The organism is Burkholderia sp. MSMB1078WGS (genome assembly GCF_001528895.1).
Lineage (GTDB): Bacteria > Pseudomonadota > Gammaproteobacteria > Burkholderiales > Burkholderiaceae > Burkholderia.
This window is the reverse complement of sequence record NZ_LPDI01000040.1, coordinates 293120-311763: the sequence shown is the minus strand read 5'-3', so window position 1 is coordinate 311763 and position 18644 is coordinate 293120. Positions and strand designations below refer to the sequence as shown.

20 protein-coding genes and 4 tRNA genes are annotated in these 18644 nt (G+C 66.0%); 11 read left to right on the top strand and 13 right to left on the bottom strand.

The window, feature by feature from the left end; all coding sequences use genetic code 11:
- The first annotated feature begins 402 nt into the window (after positions 1 to 402).
- The 3 genes from WT24_RS12155 to WT24_RS12145 are packed head-to-tail and all read left to right on the top strand — an operon-like array spanning position 403 to position 2373.
- Positions 403 to 1038, top strand: a complete 636-nt coding sequence (locus tag WT24_RS12155; protein WP_059791441.1) for an SCO family protein — start codon at positions 403 to 405, stop codon at positions 1036 to 1038.
- An 8-nt stretch (positions 1039 to 1046) separates the two neighbouring features.
- The gene (locus WT24_RS12150) at positions 1047 to 1493 is read left to right on the top strand and encodes a copper chaperone PCu(A)C (RefSeq protein WP_059501551.1); all 447 of its coding nucleotides are present in this window, start codon (positions 1047 to 1049) and stop codon (positions 1491 to 1493) included.
- Positions 1494 to 1503: 10 nt separating this feature from the next.
- The gene (locus WT24_RS12145) at positions 1504 to 2373 is read left to right on the top strand and encodes a cytochrome c oxidase assembly protein (protein WP_060033659.1); all 870 of its coding nucleotides are present in this window, start codon (positions 1504 to 1506) and stop codon (positions 2371 to 2373) included.
- 22 nt (positions 2374 to 2395) lie between these two features.
- On the opposite strand, the gene WT24_RS12140 is transcribed toward WT24_RS12145, so the two are convergent.
- Both WT24_RS12140 and WT24_RS12135 read right to left on the bottom strand, forming a co-directional pair.
- Positions 2396 to 2887, bottom strand: coding sequence for a GNAT family N-acetyltransferase (locus WT24_RS12140; protein ID WP_034206801.1), 492 nt, complete (start codon positions 2885 to 2887; stop codon positions 2396 to 2398).
- 143 nt (positions 2888 to 3030) lie between these two features.
- A complete protein-coding gene (locus WT24_RS12135) occupies positions 3031 to 3897 on the bottom strand; it encodes a pirin family protein (protein ID WP_059824191.1) in 867 nt (288 codons plus the stop codon).
- Positions 3898 to 4007: 110 nt separating this feature from the next.
- Here WT24_RS12135 and WT24_RS12130 point away from each other — a divergent pair, with 110 nt between their 5' ends.
- Positions 4008 to 4925, top strand: a complete 918-nt coding sequence (locus WT24_RS12130; protein WP_059836697.1) for a LysR family transcriptional regulator — start codon at positions 4008 to 4010, stop codon at positions 4923 to 4925.
- 102 nt (positions 4926 to 5027) lie between these two features.
- Positions 5028 to 5531 (top strand): GAF domain-containing protein, encoded by a 504-nt coding sequence (locus tag WT24_RS12125; RefSeq protein WP_060033656.1) that lies wholly within the window; start codon positions 5028 to 5030, stop codon positions 5529 to 5531.
- A 103-nt stretch (positions 5532 to 5634) separates the two neighbouring features.
- Here the strand turns inward: WT24_RS12125 and map are convergent, their stop codons facing one another.
- Both map and WT24_RS12115 read right to left on the bottom strand, forming a co-directional pair.
- Positions 5635 to 6441, bottom strand: coding sequence for a type I methionyl aminopeptidase (map, locus tag WT24_RS12120; protein ID WP_059501557.1), 807 nt, complete (start codon positions 6439 to 6441; stop codon positions 5635 to 5637).
- The gene (locus WT24_RS12115; protein WP_059501559.1) at positions 6441 to 6677 is read right to left on the bottom strand and encodes a ParD-like family protein; all 237 of its coding nucleotides are present in this window, start codon (positions 6675 to 6677) and stop codon (positions 6441 to 6443) included. Before WT24_RS12115 ends, map begins: the two co-directional genes overlap by 1 nt.
- Positions 6678 to 6823: 146 nt before the next feature.
- Between WT24_RS12115 and WT24_RS12110 the strand changes: the two genes are divergently transcribed.
- Together WT24_RS12110 and WT24_RS12105 are read left to right on the top strand one after the other, a co-directional pair.
- A complete protein-coding gene (locus tag WT24_RS12110) occupies positions 6824 to 7441 on the top strand; it encodes a helix-turn-helix domain-containing protein (protein ID WP_060033653.1) in 618 nt (205 codons plus the stop codon).
- A 50-nt stretch (positions 7442 to 7491) separates the two neighbouring features.
- Positions 7492 to 8040 (top strand): GNAT family N-acetyltransferase, encoded by a 549-nt coding sequence (locus WT24_RS12105; protein WP_034206794.1) that lies wholly within the window; start codon positions 7492 to 7494, stop codon positions 8038 to 8040.
- Between the two features lie 243 nt (positions 8041 to 8283).
- On the opposite strand, the gene WT24_RS12100 is transcribed toward WT24_RS12105, so the two are convergent.
- Positions 8284 to 9210 carry a LysR family transcriptional regulator gene (locus tag WT24_RS12100; RefSeq protein ID WP_060033651.1) on the bottom strand — a complete coding sequence of 309 codons (927 nt, stop codon included), beginning with the start codon at positions 9208 to 9210 and terminating at the stop codon, positions 8284 to 8286.
- Between the two features lie 112 nt (positions 9211 to 9322).
- Here WT24_RS12100 and WT24_RS12095 point away from each other — a divergent pair, with 112 nt between their 5' ends.
- Positions 9323 to 9943, top strand: a complete 621-nt coding sequence (locus WT24_RS12095) for an NADPH-dependent F420 reductase (protein WP_059791456.1) — start codon at positions 9323 to 9325, stop codon at positions 9941 to 9943.
- A gap of 51 nt (positions 9944 to 9994) precedes the next feature.
- Here WT24_RS12095 and WT24_RS12090 read toward each other — a convergent pair.
- The 6 genes from WT24_RS12090 to uvrC form a co-directional block, all read right to left on the bottom strand.
- Positions 9995 to 10068 (bottom strand) — tRNA-Cys (locus tag WT24_RS12090).
- A gap of 99 nt (positions 10069 to 10167) precedes the next feature.
- A tRNA-Gly gene (locus WT24_RS12085) sits at positions 10168 to 10243 on the bottom strand.
- Between the two features lie 51 nt (positions 10244 to 10294).
- Positions 10295 to 10370: transfer RNA gene (locus WT24_RS12080), tRNA-Gly, on the bottom strand.
- Between the two features lie 53 nt (positions 10371 to 10423).
- Positions 10424 to 10499, bottom strand: a tRNA-Gly gene (locus tag WT24_RS12075).
- A gap of 138 nt (positions 10500 to 10637) precedes the next feature.
- A complete protein-coding gene (gene pgsA, locus WT24_RS12070; RefSeq protein WP_059501566.1) occupies positions 10638 to 11225 on the bottom strand; it encodes a CDP-diacylglycerol--glycerol-3-phosphate 3-phosphatidyltransferase in 588 nt (195 codons plus the stop codon).
- A gap of 91 nt (positions 11226 to 11316) precedes the next feature.
- Positions 11317 to 13350, bottom strand: coding sequence for an excinuclease ABC subunit UvrC (uvrC, locus tag WT24_RS12065; protein WP_059501568.1), 2034 nt, complete (start codon positions 13348 to 13350; stop codon positions 11317 to 11319).
- Positions 13351 to 13426: 76 nt separating this feature from the next.
- Between uvrC and earP the strand changes: the two genes are divergently transcribed.
- From earP to WT24_RS12050, 3 genes are all read left to right on the top strand, one after another.
- On the top strand, positions 13427 to 14620 hold the full coding sequence (gene earP / locus WT24_RS12060; RefSeq protein WP_060033648.1) for an elongation factor P maturation arginine rhamnosyltransferase EarP: 1194 nt from the start codon (positions 13427 to 13429) through the stop codon (positions 14618 to 14620).
- A 136-nt stretch (positions 14621 to 14756) separates the two neighbouring features.
- Positions 14757 to 15314, top strand: coding sequence for an elongation factor P (efp, locus tag WT24_RS12055; protein WP_034206788.1), 558 nt, complete (start codon positions 14757 to 14759; stop codon positions 15312 to 15314).
- Positions 15315 to 15581: 267 nt separating this feature from the next.
- Positions 15582 to 16967, top strand: a complete 1386-nt coding sequence (locus WT24_RS12050) for a sigma-54 dependent transcriptional regulator (RefSeq protein ID WP_059501572.1) — start codon at positions 15582 to 15584, stop codon at positions 16965 to 16967.
- 176 nt (positions 16968 to 17143) lie between these two features.
- Here the strand turns inward: WT24_RS12050 and nagZ are convergent, their stop codons facing one another.
- Positions 17144 to 18172, bottom strand: coding sequence for a beta-N-acetylhexosaminidase (nagZ, locus tag WT24_RS12045; protein ID WP_059501573.1), 1029 nt, complete (start codon positions 18170 to 18172; stop codon positions 17144 to 17146).
- Between the two features lie 16 nt (positions 18173 to 18188).
- Positions 18189 to 18623: a holo-ACP synthase gene (gene acpS / locus WT24_RS12040; protein ID WP_034206785.1), complete on the bottom strand. Its 435-nt coding sequence runs from the start codon at positions 18621 to 18623 to the stop codon at positions 18189 to 18191.
- Positions 18624 to 18644 lie beyond the last annotated feature (21 nt).

Genomic DNA, 18644 nt, shown 5'->3' with positions numbered 1-18644 from the left:
GATAGTCTGAGGGGCAGCCGGCACATGCCGGCCGCCGCTGCGCGAATGGAGTTGTGCGCATCTTACCGCGCCTGCGCGTCCAGATGGGCGAAACCGCGGGCAGCACGGACATCGCGCCGCCCGCTGCGCCAACTGCGACATATTGCCCCGCTCGCCCGCGCCGTACGGGTTTCGAAAGGACGCAGGCGCGCGAATTGCGCTACAGTCGCAACCGCCTGCCGCGCGACGCCGCCATACGGGCAATTTCGGACATTCCCGTAAAATGTTTTTTAATTTGGGGCTGCCACGACAACGTCCGCTCGCCGCGTTGCGCTCCTTGCGGATACGGTCAGCGTCACGCGCCTCGCGAGCGGCCGTTCTCGTGGCAGCGCATGCGCGTTCCATATGGAAACAGTCCCTGAGATGCCGTCTGCCTGTCCCGCGCCGCGCCGGCGCTTCTCCCGCCTCATCCACACGGCCGCGGCCCTCGCCGCCGCCCTGGCGCTCGCCGCGTGCACGCACGACGAGCCACGCTGGAACCTGACCAACGTCACCGGCCACCTGCCCGACCTGTCGTTCGAGCTGACGGGCGGCGACGGCCATCCCGTCGATGCCGATGCGTTCCGCGGCCGCGTCGCGCTCGTCTACTTCGGCTACACGCACTGCCCCGATGTCTGCCCCGAAACCCTGGCGCGGCTGATGGAAGTGCTGGCGAAGCTCGGCCCGCAGGCGGACCACGTGCGCATCCTGTTCGTCTCGGTCGATCCGGCGCGCGACACGCCGCAGGCGATGCAGTCCTATGTCGCCGCGTTCGACGCCGCGCACGCGCGCGGCCTGACCGGCACCGACGGCCAGATCGAATCGCTCGCGAAGCGCTATCGCGTCGCGTACCAGATGGAAAAACGCGATCCGTCCGGCGGCTACGAAGTGACGCACAGCTCGGCCGTCTACATCTTCGACGCGACCGGCCGCGCGCGCCTGCTCGCGACCGATCGCGATTCGCCCGACGCCATCGCCGCCGATGTGCGCCGGATCATCGACCCTGCCTCCACGACCTGAATTCCGCGATGAACACGAAAACGACCCTCAAGACGTTCGCCCTCCTCGCCGCGCTGTGCGCCGGCGCCCACGCCTATGCCGCCGGCGCGATCAGCGCGCAGAACGCCTGGGTGCGCTGGCTGCCGAACAAGCTGCCCGCGGGCGGCTACGTGACGCTCGTGAACACCGGCGACAAGCCGATCGACCTCGTCGACGTCGACAGCCCCGACTACGGAATGGCCATGCTGCACCAGACGGTATCGAACGGCTCGACGCAGAAGATGGAGATGGTCGACAAGCTGACGATCCCCGCGCGCGGCAAGGTCGACATCGCGCCGGGCGGCTATCACTTCATGCTCGAGGAGCCGAAGCACGCGATCAAGCCGGGCGACACCGTGCATCTGCGCCTGAAGTTCTCCGACGGCGAAACGGTCGATGCGCCGTTCGCCGTGAAATCGCCGGCCCGGGCGAAGTGATGTACGCGCGATGAACCTCCTGTACTGGCTCGATCCGTGGGAACCGTCGCCGACCGTGGTCGTCGCGGTGCTGGCGGCCGCCGTGCTGTTCGCACGCGGTGTGAAGAAGGCGAAGGTGTCGCCGCTGCGGCAGTTCTCGTTCTGGTTCGGGCTGACGGCGCTCTATATCGCGCTGCATACGCGGCTCGACTACTTCTTCGAGCACGAATTCTTCATGCACCGCGCGCAGCACCTCGTGCTGCATCACCTCGGGCCGTTCTTCATCGCGCTGTCCTATCCGGGCGCGGCGATCCGCGCAGGCATTCCGTTCCGCTGGCGGCAGCGCTTCGTGCGCCCCGCGCTCGCGTGGGCGCCGGTGCGCGCGACGCTCGACGTGGTATTCCATCCGGTCGTCGCGGTCGTGCTGTTCGTCGGGCTGATCTATTTCTGGCTGCTGTCGCCGATCCACTTCATCGCGATGCTCGACTGGCGTCTCTATCGCGTGATGAACTGGAGCATGGTGATCGACGGGCTGCTGTTCTGGTGGCTCGTCGTCGATCCACGTCCCGCGCCGCCCGCGCGGCTGTCGCCGGGCCGCCGGATCCTGATCGTCGTCGCGGCGATCCCGCCGCAGATCGCGCTCGGCGCGCTGATCTTCTTCACACCGCACGAGCTGTATCCGATCTATTCGATCTGCGGCCGCGCGTTCACGTGGCTGAGCCCGCTGCGCGACCAGCAGATCGGCGGCCTGCTGCTGTGGATTCCCGGTTCGATGATGAGCGTGATCGGCGCACTGATCGCGCTGCGGCACTGGCTACGGCTGTCCGCGCGCGGGCGCCTGATCGGCGAACGGGCCGCGCGGCGCACGGACGAACCGCGCGTCGCACGCGGCGCGCACTGACTGCCGCGCGGCGCGGCGCGCGTCACGCGCGCGCGCTGCTCATCCAGACGTGCGGGATGCCGTCCTCGTCGTGCACGTCCGAACTCGGCGTGAAGCCGAATGCTCCGTAGAAACGTTGCAAGTGAGCCTGTGCATGCAGGCTCACCGGCGTATCCGGCCACTGCGCGCGGATATGCTCGAGCGCGCGCGACAGCAGCCCGTTGCCGAGCCCCGCGCCGCGAAACGCGGCGGTCGTCAGCACGCGGCCGATGCGCACGTCGGTGTGCTGCGCGTCCGGCAGCAGCACGCGCAGATAGCCGGCCAGACGGCCGGCGGGATCGAAGGCCGCCAGGTGCCACGCGGCCTGGTCCGCATCGTCGATGTCGCGATACACGCAGTTCTGTTCGACGACGAATACGGCGCTGCGCGCTTCGAGGATCGAATAGATTTCTCGCGCCGTCAGCGCGTCGAAGGATTTCCAGCGCCAGTCGAGATCGGCGGTGCTCGGGGATGCGGCGGGTGCGGATGCGTTCATGTGCGGTCCTGAGTCGGGCGCGCCGACCGGCGCGCGGCAACCGTCGATTATGCCTCGAAGCGCGCCTCGCGCGCGACCGCCTGCTCGCGTGCGAAAAAAAGGCCCCGCATCGCGCGGGGCCTGCTCGTCATGCCGTCATGCCGTCATGCCGGCATCTGGCCGAAGCGGCCGCTGTTGAAGTCCTCGATCGCGGTACGAATCTCCGCTTGCGAGTTCATCACGAACGGACCGTAGCCGACAACCGGCTCGTCGATCGGCTCGCCGCTCAGGATCAGCAGCTTCGCGTCGCCGTTCGCTTCGATCTCGACGTCGCTGCCGTCGCGGCCCAGTTGCACGAACTGCGCTTCGCGGGCCACCGTCTCGCCGTTCACCTGCACGGTGCCGCTCAGCACGACCACCGCGAGCGTACGCCCTTCGGCGACCGGGAACCGCGCATGACCGCCTGCGACGAGCCGCACGTCCCACACGTCGATCGGCGTGTGCGTGCGGGCCGGGCCGCGCCGCCCGTCGAGCTCACCGGCGATGATCCGCGCCCGCCCCGCGCCGTCCGGCAGCTCGACCACCGGGATATCGGCGTTCAGCAGCGTCTGATAGCCGGGCGCGCCCATCTTGTCCGCGGCGGGCAGGTTCACCCACAGCTGCACCATCTCGAGCGGGCCGCCCCGCTTCGTGAACGCCTCCGAGTGGAATTCCTCGTGCAGGATCCCGCTCGCGGCCGTCATCCACTGCACGTCGCCCGGGCCGATCGTGCCGCCCGCGCCGGTCGAGTCGCGGTGCGCGACTTCGCCGTCATAGACGATCGTCACCGTTTCGAACCCGCGGTGCGGATGCTGGCCGACACCGCGCGGCGTGCTCGTCGGTTCGAACGTCGCCGGGCCTGCGTAATCGAGCAGCAGAAACGGGCTCAGGTGCGTGCCGTGAGACTGATAGCTGAACATCGAACGCACCGGGAAACCGTCGCCGACCCAATGACCGCGCGGCGCACTGTACACACCCTGGATCTTCTTCATTGCCTTCTCCGTATTGCGGCGAAACCCGTGTTTCGCATCCATGGATGACAATATAGAGATGGAACGATCGATCCGGTAGACTGCCAAAATCGCACTCAGCGTTCCATTTCATGAACGATAAAGCGCGGGATCTGAACGATCTCTACTACTTCGTGCAGGTCGTCGAACACGGCGGCTTCGCGCCGGCCGGGCGCGCGCTGGACATGCCGAAATCGAAGCTGAGCCGCCGCATCGCGCTGCTCGAGGCGCGGCTCGGGATGCGGCTGATCCAGCGTTCGACGCGCCGCTTCACGGTCACCGACGTCGGCCAGACCTATTACGCGCATTGCCGCGCGATGCTCGTCGAGGCCGATGCCGCCGACGAGGCGATCGCGCTGCTGCACGAGGAGCCGCGCGGCATCGTGCGCGTCAGTTGCCCGATCGTGCTGCTCGATTCGCTGGTCGGCACGATGATCGCCGCGTTCATGGCCGCGTGCCCGCGCGTCGAGATCCACCTGGAAGCCACGAATCGGCGCGTCGACGTGGTCGGCGAAGGAATCGACGTCGCGATCCGCGTGCGCCCGCCGCCGCTGGAGGACAGCGATCTCGCACTGCGCGTGCTCGCCGAGCGCGGCCAGTGTCTCGTCGCGAGCCCCGCGCTGCTGCGCGAGCACGGCGTACCGGCCGTTCCCGCCGACCTCGCGCGCCTGCCGAGCCTCGATCACGGCGTGCCGCAGTCCACGCACGTGTGGCGACTGCGCGGGCCTGACGGCGCGCACGCGGAAATCCATCACCAGCCGCGCTTCGTGACGGGTGGCATGCTCGCGCTGCGCGCGGCGGCCGCCGCAGGCGTCGGCGTCGTGCAATTGCCGACGATGATGGTGCGCGATGAGGTGTCGCGCGGTGAACTGGTCACGGTGCTGCCCGACTGGGCGCCCCGCCGCGAAATCGTGCACGCGGTGTTCGCGTCGCGCCGCGGGCTGCTGCCCGCGGTACGGGCGCTGCTCGACTTTCTGGCCGAACGGTTCGCCGAACTCGAACCCGACTGAGCACGCCGCATCGCGCACGACCCAGCGCTGCAGACCGCGCGCGGGTGCCGTAGACTGCGGTACGCGCAATGCGCATTTCACAACCCCTATCGCTTTCCCGCCATGTTCACGCTGTCCAACGACCCTACCGCCTCCAAGGCCGATCAATACGCGACGCTCGTCGAGCAGGCACGCGCGCTCGTCGAATCCGAACGCGACCTGACCGCGAACGCGGCGAATTTCTCCGCGCTCGTCTATCACTCGCTCGATCGCCTGAACTGGGCGGGCTTCTACTTCTTCGACGGCACCGAACTCGTGGTCGGCCCGTTCCAGGGCAAGCCCGCGTGCGTACGAATCGCGCTCGGCAAGGGCGTGTGCGGCACCGCCGCGCAGACGCGCGAGACGCAGGTCGTGCGCGACGTGCACGACTTCCCCGGCCATATCGCTTGCGATGCGGCGTCGGAATCGGAAATCGTCGTGCCGCTGGTGGCCGGCGACGGCACGCTGATCGGCGTATGGGACGTCGACAGCCCGGTCGCCGCGCGCTTCGACGACGAAGACCGCCGTGGCATGGAAGCGCTGTGCCGCGTGTTCGTCGAACACGCGTGGCAGAAGGCGCGCGGTTAAGCTCGGCGGCGCCGCGGCGCTGGCCGCGGCAAGCGAAACGGGCTCCGCGAAGGAGCCCGTTTCATTGCAACGCCGCGCCGCCGTATGCGGCGCACGGTCGCCGTCAGGCCGCGTGCGTGCCGGAAAGCGCCGCGAACGCCTGCGGCTTCGCATCCTCGGTCAGCACCTCGACGCCCGTGTCCGTCACCACGACCATGTGCTCCCATTGCGCGGACAGCGAATGGTCCTTCGTGACGACCGTCCAGCCGTCGGCCAGCACCTGCGTATCGCGCTTGCCCGCGTTCAGCATCGGCTCGATCGTGAAGATCATCCCCGGCCGCAGCGGCAGGCCGGTGCCCGGGCGACCGTAGTGCAGCACCTGCGGTTCGTCGTGATAGACGTCGCCGATGCCGTGCCCGCAATATTCGCGCACCACGCTGAACCCTTCACGATGGGCGACCTGCTGAATCGCATAGCCGACGTCGCCGAGCGTCGCGCCGGGGCGCACCGCGCGGATGCCGGCGTGCATCGCCTCGTAGGTCGCCGCGACGAGCCGCCGCGCGAGCGCGTTCGGTTCGCCGACGAAATACATGCGGCTCGTATCGCCGAACCAGCCGTCCTTGATCACCGCGATGTCGAGGTTCACGATGTCGCCGTCGCGCATCGGCCGCGACGTCGGAATGCCGTGACAGACCACGTGGTTGACCGATGTGCACAGCGTCTTCGGATAGCCGTGGTAGCCGATGTTCGCGGGAATCGCGCCCAATTCGTCGACGATGTATTCGCGGCAGCGCGCGTCCAGCTCGTCGGTGGTGACGCCCGGCTTCACGTGCTCGGTGATCATCGTCAGCACCTGCGACGCGAGCTTCGCGGCTTCGCGCGACTTGGCGATTTCCGCGGCACCGCGGATCGGGATTTCGCGTTTCGCCATTACGCCACCTGCTCGATGTGCTGCGCGACCGGTTCCGCCGGCCCCATGTCGCCGCCACGCGCCTCTGCCTCGATCAGCATCTTGCAGATGTCGCCATAGGACAGCGCCGGATTGAGTTCCGCCAGCATTCCGACGCGCAGCCAGTGTTCGGCCTGCGCGTTGATCGAACGGCTCAGCGCCGTGCTCGTCGAGCGCAGCCGTTCATGCATGTGCTCGGAAATCTTGATGATGCCCATATATCCCCAATTAAACGAAACGTAGCTGTTTCGTATATTACGCCGCGCATGGTGACCGGGCAAGCCGTTTGGCTTCCGCCCCTCTTCACCCCCCTCGGGGAATGCCGTTGACATCGAATTCCATCTTGCTGGAAAATAAATCCATCATGAAAGAATCAGCGATCCCCACGGCCGACGACGCCGGTATCAACGAGCGCATTGCCCGACGCGTGCGCGACCTGCGCGCCGTTCGAGGCTACACGCTCGATGCGCTGGCCGCGCGTTCCGGCGTCAGCCGTTCGATGATCTCGCTCATCGAACGCGCGTCGGCCAGCCCGACGGCCGTCGTGCTCGACAAGCTCGCCGCCGGCCTCGGCGTGTCGCTCGCCGGGCTGTTCGGCGGCGACCGGGACGACGCGCCCGCGCAGCCGCTGGCCCGCCGCGCGCAGCAGGCCGAATGGCGCGACCCGGCGTCCGGCTATGTGCGACGCAACCTGTCGCCGGCCGGCTGGCCGTCGCCGCTCCAGCTCGTCGAGGTCGATTTCCCGCCCGGCGCGCGCGTCGCGTACGACAGCGGCGGGCGCGAAAGCGCGCTGCATCAGCAGGTGTGGATCATCAGCGGCCGCGTCGACGTCACGCTGGGCGATGCGCTTCACGAGCTTCGCGAAGGCGACTGCCTGGCCATGCGGCTCGACCGGCCGCTCGTCTTCAGCAATCCGTCGTCGCATGCCGCGCGCTATGTCGTCGCGATCTGCGACGCATCCGCCGCCGTGCGGAGCGCGTGATGCGCACGGCGTGTGCGCAACCGATTTAGAGCCAACAGGAAGGAATCCATATGAACTCCCCGTCACAGCGCGACGACGTGCGCCTGATCGACTGCAGCGAGGCCGAACACGCAGCGGCGATTCTCGAGATCCTGAACGACGCGATCGTGAACTCGACCGCACTGTACGACTACCGGCCGCGGCCGCCGGAAGCAATGGTCGCGTGGTTCGCGACGAAGCGCGCGGGCGGCTTTCCGGTCTTCGGCGCCGTCGACGCAGCGGGCACGCTGCTCGGCTTCGCGAGCTGGGGGACGTTTCGCGCGTTCCCGGCGTTCAAGTACACGGTCGAACACAGTGTGTACGTGCGCAACGATCAGCGCGGTCGCGGGCTCGGCGAATTGCTGTTGCGCGAAGTCGTGCGCCGTGCGCGCGAAGCGCAGGTGCACGTGCTGGTCGGCTGCATCGACGCGACCAATGCCGGAAGCATCGCGCTGCATACGAAACTGGGATTCGTGCACGCGGGCACGATCGCCGAGGCGGGATTCAAGTTCGGCCGCTGGCTCGATGCGGCGTTCTATCAGTTGAAGCTCGAGACGCCGGTGCAGCCGGTGGATGGGTGATTGATCGGCGGCCGTCGTATGCATCGTGCGCGATTGTTTCAAAGCGACGCGAAAAAAAGAAAAGCCTCGCCGAAGCGAGGCTTTATCTCGTTTTACCTAGAGGCGCGAGGCGGAATCGAACCGACCTAAACGGTTTGCAGGCCGCGATGAGTTTCTTTACTTCAATTACTTATACGGTTTAACCGCCAAGGCAGCCGCTTCCTGAATGCGAGTCTTTGCATGGCGGCTTCACCATCTTCTGCACTACCTCCGATTGCGCTCAATCCTCGGCAACTTCTGCGCCCGAAATGACTCGGTGATGAAGTCCACGAACGCGCGTGTTTTGGCCGGCAAGAGTTTTTGGTTCGAAAAATACAACGACAATGGCCCAGCATCGACATGCCAATCTTCCAGCACTCGCACCAGGGCGCCGCTGGCGAGGTGTGGCGCTGCATGTAGTAGCGAAACCACACCGACGCCAATACCCAGTAGAGCCGACCGACATACCGCATCGGGGTCGTTGACCAGCATCACTGGCTTTTCTGCTACGGCCATCTCGGTGCCGACCGAGTCGCGCATGACCCACGCGCGCTGACGACTGCTTAGAGGCGAACGCATCGTCACGCTTCCCAGTCTCGCGAGATCTGCGGGATCTTTCGGGGGACGTTTACCGACCATGAATGCCGGTGATGCCACCGCAATCAAATGAATCCGGCCCAACTCGCGAGCCACCATACCGGCAGGTAGCTCGAAACCGCCCCCAATTGCCACATCGAATCCTTCTCCGATGAGATCGACCGGCCGGTTATCGAAAAACCAATCCGGCCTCACCTCAGGATAGCGCTCCAGGAAAGCAGGCATCAGCGGTAACAGGTAGTCCATTCCGAAACCCGCTGGAACGCTCAGTTTCAGAACGCCCGAGGGTTTGGCGGCATTGACCATGAGATCCGCAATCGCACCCTGGATACTGTCGAGACCGCTCCGCACCGACAGCAGAAAACGGTCGCCCGCTTCGGTGGGGGTCAGGCCGCGCGTGCTACGTTGAAACAGTTGGACGCCCAGGTTGCGCTCAAGGTGCGCAACGTTGCGGCTGACCGCTGCAGGCGTAAGCGCGAGCCTGCGTGCAGCCGCCGAAAAGCTTCCTGACTCTGCGCTCCGGACGAAGCATTCCAGGTTGGCAAGGCTTTCCATGATGGGCTTCAAATATTGATTGAAATTGATTCTACTTGCATTCAACTACCTGTAAAGGCTCAACGAGCATAAAGTCCCTCTACGAAATGACTTTCAACCAGAGGGAACCAGTATGAGTATCGCAATCATTGGGGCCGGCGCCATCGGCTCGGCCATCGCGCGCAATCTCGCCCGTAGTGGCATCTCGGCTTCCATTGCCAACAGCCGTGGACCGCAATCACTACAGGCACTGTCCAATGAACTCGGCCCCTATATCAGAGCCGTGAGCGTAAAAGAGGCCGCACGCGCCGACATCGTGTTTCTCGCGGTGCCTTGGGATCAAGTGGCCACTGTCTTGAAGGATCTCGGTCCGTGGAACGCCCGCGTTCTGGTCGACGCAAACAACGCGGTCGAAGTACGAATCGGTGCCGACAACGTACCGTCGTTCCACGCTATCGACTTTGGTGGTCGCGCTTCCAGCGAGTTAGTCGCGCAGTGGGCGCCTGGAGCAAGGGTTGTGAAGGCGTTCAACCATTTGAGTGCCGGGCCGCTGGCCTCTGGCCCCAAGGTTGACGGCGGTCGACGCGTGCTGTTCTTGGCCGGACAAGATGCTGATGCAAAGAAATCCGTCAGCGACCTGATCGTTCGCCTCGGTTTCGCGCCGGTCGATCTCGGTGGTGTGGACGAAGGTCGGCTCATCCAGTTTCCGGGTGGGCCGCTCGCGGTGATCAACCTCACCCAGCTGGATCAGTAACGACGAAGCGACGCAGAAAAAAGAAAAGCCCCGCCGAAGCGGGGCTTTTTCTGGAGGCGCGAGCCGGAGTCGAACCGGCCTAAACGGCTTTGCAGGCCGCTGCATAACCGCTTTGCTATCGCGCCAAAAGCGGACTGTCCGGATGCCGTGAGGCAAGCGACAGATTTTTATTCGAGGACCGGAAGTCCATCAAATAAAAAGGGAAGCGTGGCTTCCCCGTTACCTGGAGCGGGAGACGAGTCTCGAACTCGCGACCTCAACCTTGGCAAGGTTGCGCTCTACCAACTGAGCTACTCCCGCATTGTCCTGCATCTGCAGCGCTTCGCCGTACTACACGCTGCCAGAAAAATCTGGAGCGGGAGACGAGTCTCGAACTCGCGACCTCAACCTTGGCAAGGTTGCGCTCTACCAACTGAGCTACTCCCGCATGTGTCCTGCATCCGCAGCGCTTTGCCGTACTACACGCTGCCAGAGAAAATCTGGAGCGGGAGACGAGTCTCGAACTCGCGACCTCAACCTTGGCAAGGTTGCGCTCTACCAACTGAGCTACTCCCGCGTATCGCTACGCTACTGCTTCCCCGTCACACACTTACTTCGTCGTGCAGCGGAGAAGCGAGATTATGTCGAAGGCACATTCGTGTGTCAAGGGCTTTTCCAGCCCTTTTTACAAAAACCGCCGCCCATGCGGCGCGGATCACGCACCGCCGCGCTCGCGGATCTGCGGCCATGCGAGCTTCATGTAGTACAGCATCGACCAGATGGTCAGCACCGCGGCGAGATACATCAGCCACTCGCCCCACACGCGCGTATCGATCGTCACGACGCCGAGCGGCAGCGGCCCGTAGAACAGCAGCATCGGAATCGCGACCATCTGGCATGCGGTCTTGAACTTGCCGAGTTGATTCACCGCGACGCTCTTCGACGCGCCGATCTGCGCCATCCATTCGCGCAGCGCCGAAATCGCGATCTCGCGACCGACGATCACGAGCGCGATCGCCGCGTCGACCCGCGAAATCTGCACGAGGATCAGCAGCGCGGCCGTCACCATCAGCTTGTCCGCCACCGGGTCGAGAAACGCGCCGAACGACGACGTCTGGTTCCACTTGCGAGCGAGGAAACCGTCGAACCAGTCGGTCAGCGCGGCGAGGATGAAGATCGCCGCCGCCGCGAGATTGCGGTGCGCGCCGTCCATCACCGTGTCCGGCAGATAGAACACGCCGACGACGAGCGGAATCAGCACGATCCGTACCCACGTCAGGAAAATCGGGAAATTGAACGGCATGGCATGCGGGACAGTAAAGGATTCGCAATTGTGCCGTGTCGACCGGCCTGCCACAAGAATGCTGGCAAATGCCGCCGGCCGCACGGCCGCGTCAGTGAAGCTGCTTGTAGATCTGCTCGGCGAGCGCGTGCGAAATGCCCTCGACGCTCGCCAGTTCCTCGACACTCGCGGCCACCACGCCGCGCAATCCGCCAAAACGCGCGAGCAGCCGCTGCCGGCGCTTCGCGCCGACGCCCTCGAGCTCCTCGAGCCGCGACGTCTGCCGCGCCTTCGCCCGCTTCGCCCGCATGCCGGTGATCGCGAAACGGTGCGCCTCGTCGCGGATCTGCGCGACGAGCATCAGCGCGGCGCTCTCCTTGCCGAGTTCGAGCGGCGCGCGACCGTCCGCGAACACCAGCGTCTCGAGGCCGACCTTGCGCCCCTCGCCTTTCGCGACGCCAACCAGCATCGACGTGTCGAGGCCGAGCTCGGTGAACACCTGCCGTGCGATCTCGACCTGACCCTTGCCGCCGTCGATCAGCACGATGTTCGGCAGCAGGCTCGACGCCTCGGCCTGGCGCGTCGACTCGCCGTCGATGCCGGCCGCTTCGTCGGCGGCCGCCGCCTGCGCGGCCTGTTCCACCATCTTCTCGTAGCGGCGCGTGAGCACCTGCCGCATCGCCGCGTAATCGTCGCCCGGCGTGATGCCCGTGATGTTGTAGCGGCGATATTCGCTCGATTGCATCTTGTGATGGTGATAGACGACGCACGACGCCTGCGTCGCCTCGCCCATCGTATGGCTGATGTCGAAGCATTCGATCCGCAGCGTCGCGAGATCGTCGCTGTCGTAGCTGAGCGTGTCCGCCAGCGCACGCGTGCGCGCCTGCTGCGAGCCCTGCTCGGACAGCAGCCGCGCGAGCGCGAGCCGCGCGTTCTGCTCGGCCATCGACAGCCACGCGCGCCGCTGCCCCTGTGGCTGCCGCACCAGCGACACCTTGTGGCCAGCCTGCTCGGACAGCAGCTCCAGCAGGTCGCGGCTCGCGGGCGCATGACTGACGACGAGCACGGGCGGCACGCGATTGCCGAGATAGTGCTGCGCGATGAACGCATCGAGTACCTCGGCCTCGACCGACGCCGCGGCCGTGCCGCGCGCGCTGCCGGCCTCTTCCACAGGCTGGTCAGGCACCGTGTCGAGCGGCGCATCGACCGCTTCCGCCGGCTCGGCCTCGTCACCGAGACCGCCTTCGGCGAGCGTCAGCGCACTTTCGACGTGTGTCGGGAAATACGCCTTGTCCCCGAGGTGCCGGCCACCGCGGACCATCGCGAGGTTCACGCACACGCGTCCGCCCTGCGCGACGACGGCCAGGACGTCGACGTCGCGGTCGCTGCCGACCTCGATCGCCTGCTGGTGCAGGACCGTCGCAAGTGAGCTCATCTGATTGCGCACGGCTGCCGCCTGCTCGAATTTCAGCTCGGCCGCGAACGCGTGCATCTTCTGCTCGAGCTCCTTCATCACTTCGGACTGCCTGCCAAGCAGGAACCGCGCGGCGTTCGATACGTCGACCGCGTAATCCTCGTCGGAGATCGCGCCGACGCACGGCGCCGTGCAGCGCCCGATCTGGTGCAGCAGGCACGGCCGCGTGCGGTTGTTGAAGACCGAATCCTCGCAGGTGCGCAACTGAAACACACGCTGCAGGATCTGGATGCTCTCGCGCACCGCCCACGCGCTCGGGAACGGCCCGAAATACTGGTTCTGCTTGTCGACCGAGCCGCGGTAGTAGGCCATCCGCGGAAAGCGGTGCGCGGTGAGCTTGAGGTACGGATACGACTTGTCGTCGCGAAACAGGATGTTGTAACGCGGCGCGAGCGCCTTGATCAGGTTGTTCTCGAGCAGCAGCGCTTCGGCTTCCGAGCGCGTGACGGTGGTTTCGATGCGCGCGATGCGCGTGACCATCATCGCGATGCGCGGCGACAGTTGCGTCTTCGTGAAATAGCTCGACACGCGCTTTTTCAGGTCGCGCGCCTTGCCGACGTAGAGGACGGCGCCCGCCGTGTCGTAATAGCGATAGACACCCGGCATGTGCGGCAACTGCGCAAGGATCTTCTTCGGTTCGAACGGGGTATCGGAGGCTTCTGGGGATGTCATGCGTGATCCGGGCGCCTTGTAACGCGGAACGGGTCTATTAGAATCGCCAGTTTAGAGCATTCACCGGCTTGCTTCGATGCCACGCTCCTCCGCTGCCCCCCTCTCCGCCGTGCCGCTCGCGCCGGGCGAACCGATCGCCTGCGACCTCTTCTGCACGGTGATCGACAATTTCGGCGACATCGGCGTGTGCTGGCGCGTCGCGCGCCAGCTCGCGCACGAGCACGGCTGGCAGGTTCGCCTGTTCGTCGACGACCTGCACACGTTCGCACGCCTGCTGCCGCAGGTCGATCCCGACGCGACGCGGCAGACGGTCGACACGATCGTGATCGAGCACTGGCATGCGGAAGTCGGCGATGCGCTGGAAATCGCCGACGTCGTGATCGAGGCGTTCGCGTGCGAGCTGCCCGGCGCGTATCTCTCGGCGATGGCGCGGCGCGCGCGACGCCCCGTGTGGATCAACCTCGAATACCTGAGCGCCGAGGACTGGGTCGCCGATTTCCATTTGCGGCCATCGCCGCATCCACGCTACCCGCTGCTGAAGACGTTCTTCTTCCCGGGCCTGTCGGCCGGCACGGGCGGCGTGCCGAAAGAGCGGGACCTCGACGCGCGCCGCATGGCCTTCGACACCGATCCGGCAGCACGCGCCGCGTGGTGGCAGCGCGCGACCGGCGGCGCGCCGCCGGCGCCCGGCACGACGGTCGTCAGCCTGTTCGCCTACGAAAACCCGGCCGTCGACGCGCTGCTTGCGCAATGGCGCGACGGCCCGTCGCCGGTCGTCGCGCTCGTGCCGGCCGGACGTCTGTCGCCCGCCGTCGCCCATTTTTTCGGGGTCGAATCGTTCGCGGCGGGCGCACGGGCGCGCAGCGGCAACCTGACCGCCCATGGTCTCGCGTTCGTTCCGCAGGCCGACTACGACCCGCTGCTGTGGGTCGCCGATTTCAATTTCGTCCGCGGCGAGGATTCGTTCGTCCGCGCACAGTGGGCGCGCAAGCCGTTTGCGTGGCACATCTACCCGCAAGCCGACGACGCGCACCTGCCGAAGCTCGACGCCGCGCTCGCGCACCTGTCGGCCGGTCTCGCCGATGCGCCGCGCGCAGCGCTCGAGCGGTTCTGGCATGCCTGGAACGGCGCCGGCATACCCGACTGGGCCGATTTATGGCAGCACCGCGCCGCACTCGACACCAATGCAGCCCGCTGGGCCGACGCGCTCGCGACCGTCGGCGATCTCGCCGGAAAGCTGGCGGAATACGCAAAATCTCAGTTAAAATAAGCGGTTATCCGACGGCTGACCATGCAAGCGCTCGCGTTTGAGCTTTGGGGGCCCACCGGAACGCATCTGCTTGGCGCCTCACCCGTTGTGCAACGCTCAGGCACCTATTTATTCGATTGGATCAGGACAGTTTTTTATGAAGACCGCACAGGAACTCCGCGTAGGCAACGTCGTGCAGATCGGCAGCGACGCATGGGTCATCGCCAAGACGGAATACAACAAGTCGGGCCGTAACGCCGCCGTCGTCAAGATGAAGATGAAGAACCTGCTGACGAACGCAGGCCAGGAATCGGTCTACAAGGCCGACGACAAGTTCGACGTCGTCGTGCTCGATCGCAAGGAAGTGACGTACTCGTACTTCGCCGACCCGATGTACGTGTTCATGGACGCCGACTACAACCAGTACGAAGTCGAAGCCGAAATGATGGGCGAAGCGCTGAACTACCTCGAAGACGGCATGGCTTGCGAAGTCGTGTTCTACAACGAGAAGGCGATCTCGGTCGAACTGCCGACGATCCTCGTTCGCGAAATCACCTACACGGAACCGGCCGTCAAGGGCGACACGTCGTCGGGCAAGGTGCTGAAGAACGCGAAGCTGGCGACCGGCTTCGAACTGCAAGTGCCGCTGTTCTGCAACACCGGCGACAAGATCGAAATCGATACGCGCACGAACGAATACCGCAGCCGCGCGTAATCGTCAGCGATACCCGCATCGAACAAAGCGCCCTCCGGGGCGCTTTTTGTTTGTCTGGCGCCAACAGCTGCCACAAACCAGAGCCATAAGCAGCACAAAAGCCACCGGTAAAGATATTCAATTTGTATCATCGGTAACTGTTTTATAGCGCCGGAGAAATAATGCGCGTGATGCGTTCGGCGGGGCATAAAATCAATCTTTAATCCGACATGCGGCTGCGGCCCGCTGGCCGACAGCCCGCCTCTCTTGACTCGACTCGCGTCCACCATGCCACACGCCCTGATTGTCGAAGACGATCCCAACAGCCTGTCAGGCCTCACCGCACTGCTCGCCGCAGACGGCTTCTCGGTCGACACGGCCACGTCGCTCGCCGAAGCGCGCACGGCGCTCGGCCGCTCGATTCCCGACGTCGTGCTCGTCGACCTGAACCTGCCGGACGGCAGCGGGTTCGACCTGCTCCAGCACCTGCCGCAGCAACAGCCGAACGGCTCGCTGCCGGTAATCGTGCTGACGGGCAACGCGACGGTCGAGAGCGCCATCGAGGGCCTGCGCCACGGCATCTGGGACTACCTGCTGAAGCCGATCAACATTCCGCGCCTGCGCAGCCTGCTCGCGCGGATCCCCCGCCCGTACGAACTGATCGACGAAGTGCAGTCGCTGCGTGCGTCGCTGCGCCATCTCGGCCGCTTCGGCGCGCTGGTGGGCCGCAGCGATGCGATGCAGCACGTGTACGACATGATCGAGCACAACGCCCGCACCGAAACGGCCGTGCTGTTCTCGGGCGAAGCCGGCACCGGCAAGAAGCTGGCGGCGCGCACGCTGCACGAACTGAGCCGGCGCCGCAAGGGGCCGTTCGTCTCGTTCGACTGCCGCATGCTCGCGCAGGCCGGCCGGCACGGCGCGTCGCTCGACAGCGTGCTGTTCGGCCATGAACGCGGCGCGTTCGACGGCGCCGAGCGCCGCGAATCGGGCCTGTTCGAGCAGGCCGGCGGCGGCACGCTGTTCCTCGACGAAATCACCGCGCTGCCGCTCGTGCTGCAGGAAGCGCTGCTGCACGCGCTCGATTCGCAGAACTTCATGCGGATCGGCGGCACGAGCCCGATCACCAGCGATTTCCGGCTGATCGCGGCCACGCGCCGCCCGGCGCGCGAAGCGGTGGCAAACGGCACGCTGCGCGAGGATCTGTGGCTGCGCCTCGACGCGGCGTCGATCACGATGCCGCCGCTGCGCGAGCGCGACGGCGACGCGCTCGCGATCGCGGACGCGCAGATCGACGAACTGAACCGCGAAGCGCGCGCAACCGGCCGCAGCACGACCGACAAGCGGGCGGCGCCGGGCTTCGTGCGCGAATGCCTGTCCTACGAATGGCCGGGCAACGTGCGCGAGTTGCAGGAACGCGTGCGCTTCGCGTACGACGCGTCGGGCGACTTCATCGAGACGCTGCGCGCGGGCGAAGCCAGCTTCTCCGCCGGCGCCGCGCTGAACGGCAGCAGCGTGCAGATCAAGGTCGGCACGCCGCTGTCCGACGTCGAGGATCTGCTGATCCGCGCGACGCTCGACGCGGTCGGCGGTACGCGCCACCGCGCGGCTACGCTGCTCGGCATCAGCCCGAAGACGCTGTACAACAAGCTGCAGCGGATGAAGGTGAACTGAGCGGGCGGCCCTGAATGCGGGCGCTGACGGGATCTGACCGTTAGTTGCTTATACGCCCGAGCTCGTCCCGGCGACTGCCCTGATCGGGCGGTCGCGACCCGCAAAAAAAGCCGCGCTATTGCGCGGCTTTCTGTTGAGGCGACCCAAACGGCGCGATGCGCCCCGTCCGTGGCCGCTTACGCCAGCGCGCTGCTCAACAGCGCCTGCGCCTGCAGATACTCGGGCTGCGCGACCAGCTTCTCCCACTTGAGCGCCTTGCCGCGCGCACGCATCCGCTTGATGCGCCGCACCGACTCGGCCGAGGCCCGCGCCTTCAATCCGTTCAGCACGACTTCGGCCGCGTCCGGCTGGTTGCAGACGAGCACCATGTCGCAACCGGCGGCGAGCGCGGCGTCGGCTGCCTGCGTGAGCGTGCCGCCTTCGCGCGCCGCCTCCATCGACAGGTCGTCGCTGAAGATCGCGCCCGTAAAGCCGAGTTTCCCGCGCAGGATATCCTGCAACCACACGCGCGAAAACCCGGCCGGCCGCTTGTCGACCTGCGTGTAGATCACGTGCGCCGGAATCACCGCGGACAGCGACAGCCCGAGCCAGTCGTACGGCGCGACGTCCTGCTCGACGATCGCATCGAGCGTGCGGTCGTCGGTCGGCAGCGCGACGTGCGAATCGGCCTCCGCGAAGCCGTGCCCGGGGAAATGCTTGCCGCAGTTCGCCATGCCGGCGAGCGACAGCCCGTGGTTCAGGCTCTTCGCGAGCAGCGTGACGACGCGCGGGTCGCGATGGAACGCACGATCGCCGATCACCTTCGAGTGCCCATAGTCGAGATCGAGCACCGGCGTGAAGCTCATGTCGATCCCGCACGCGCGCAATTCGGCAGCCAGGATGTAGCCGACAGCGGTCGCGACCTTCGTCGCGAGCAGCACGTCGCGATCCCACAGTTCGCCGAGGCGACGCATCGCGGGCAGCACCGTGAAGCCGTCGGTGCGGAACCGCTGCACGCGCCCGCCTTCGTGATCGACCGCGATCAGGATGTCTTCGCGCACCGCGCGGATCGAATCGGTCAGCGCGGTCAGTTGCGCACGATTCTGGAAGTGCCGCGCGAACAGGATCACGCCGCCGGTATTCGGATGCGCGAGGCGCCGCGCATCGTCGCGCGACAGGGTCGTGCCGACGACGTCGAGCATGACCGGGCCGGGAGTCGTTTTCATCGAATCGGGAATTCCGTCAGGAGGGGGTTCGGGAAACAGGTCCGGGAGCAGGCGCGGCGTCCGTTTCGGCGATCACGAACGACACCGCGTAGTCGCGTTCGTCACTGACCGTCACGCGCGCCGTGATGCCGCGAGCGGCCAGCCAGTCGGCCAGCTCGCCCGAAGCGACCACGTACGGCTCGCCGCTCGGATGGTTGAGCGTCTGCAGTGCGCGCCACGTCATCGGCCAGTGCATGCCGAGTCCGATTGCCTTCGAAAACGCTTCCTTTGCGGAGAAGCGCGTCGCGAGAAACGCGATGCCGCGCGCCTCGGAGCGGGCGCGCCGCGCGTGGAACACGCGCAGTTCGTCGGGGCCGAGCACCTTCTCGGCAAACCGGCCGCCCGTGCGTTCGAGCACCGCCGCGACGCGGCTCACCTGCGCGATGTCGGTACCGATGCCGTAGATCGCCATGTCAGTCTCCGCCGGGGTGGC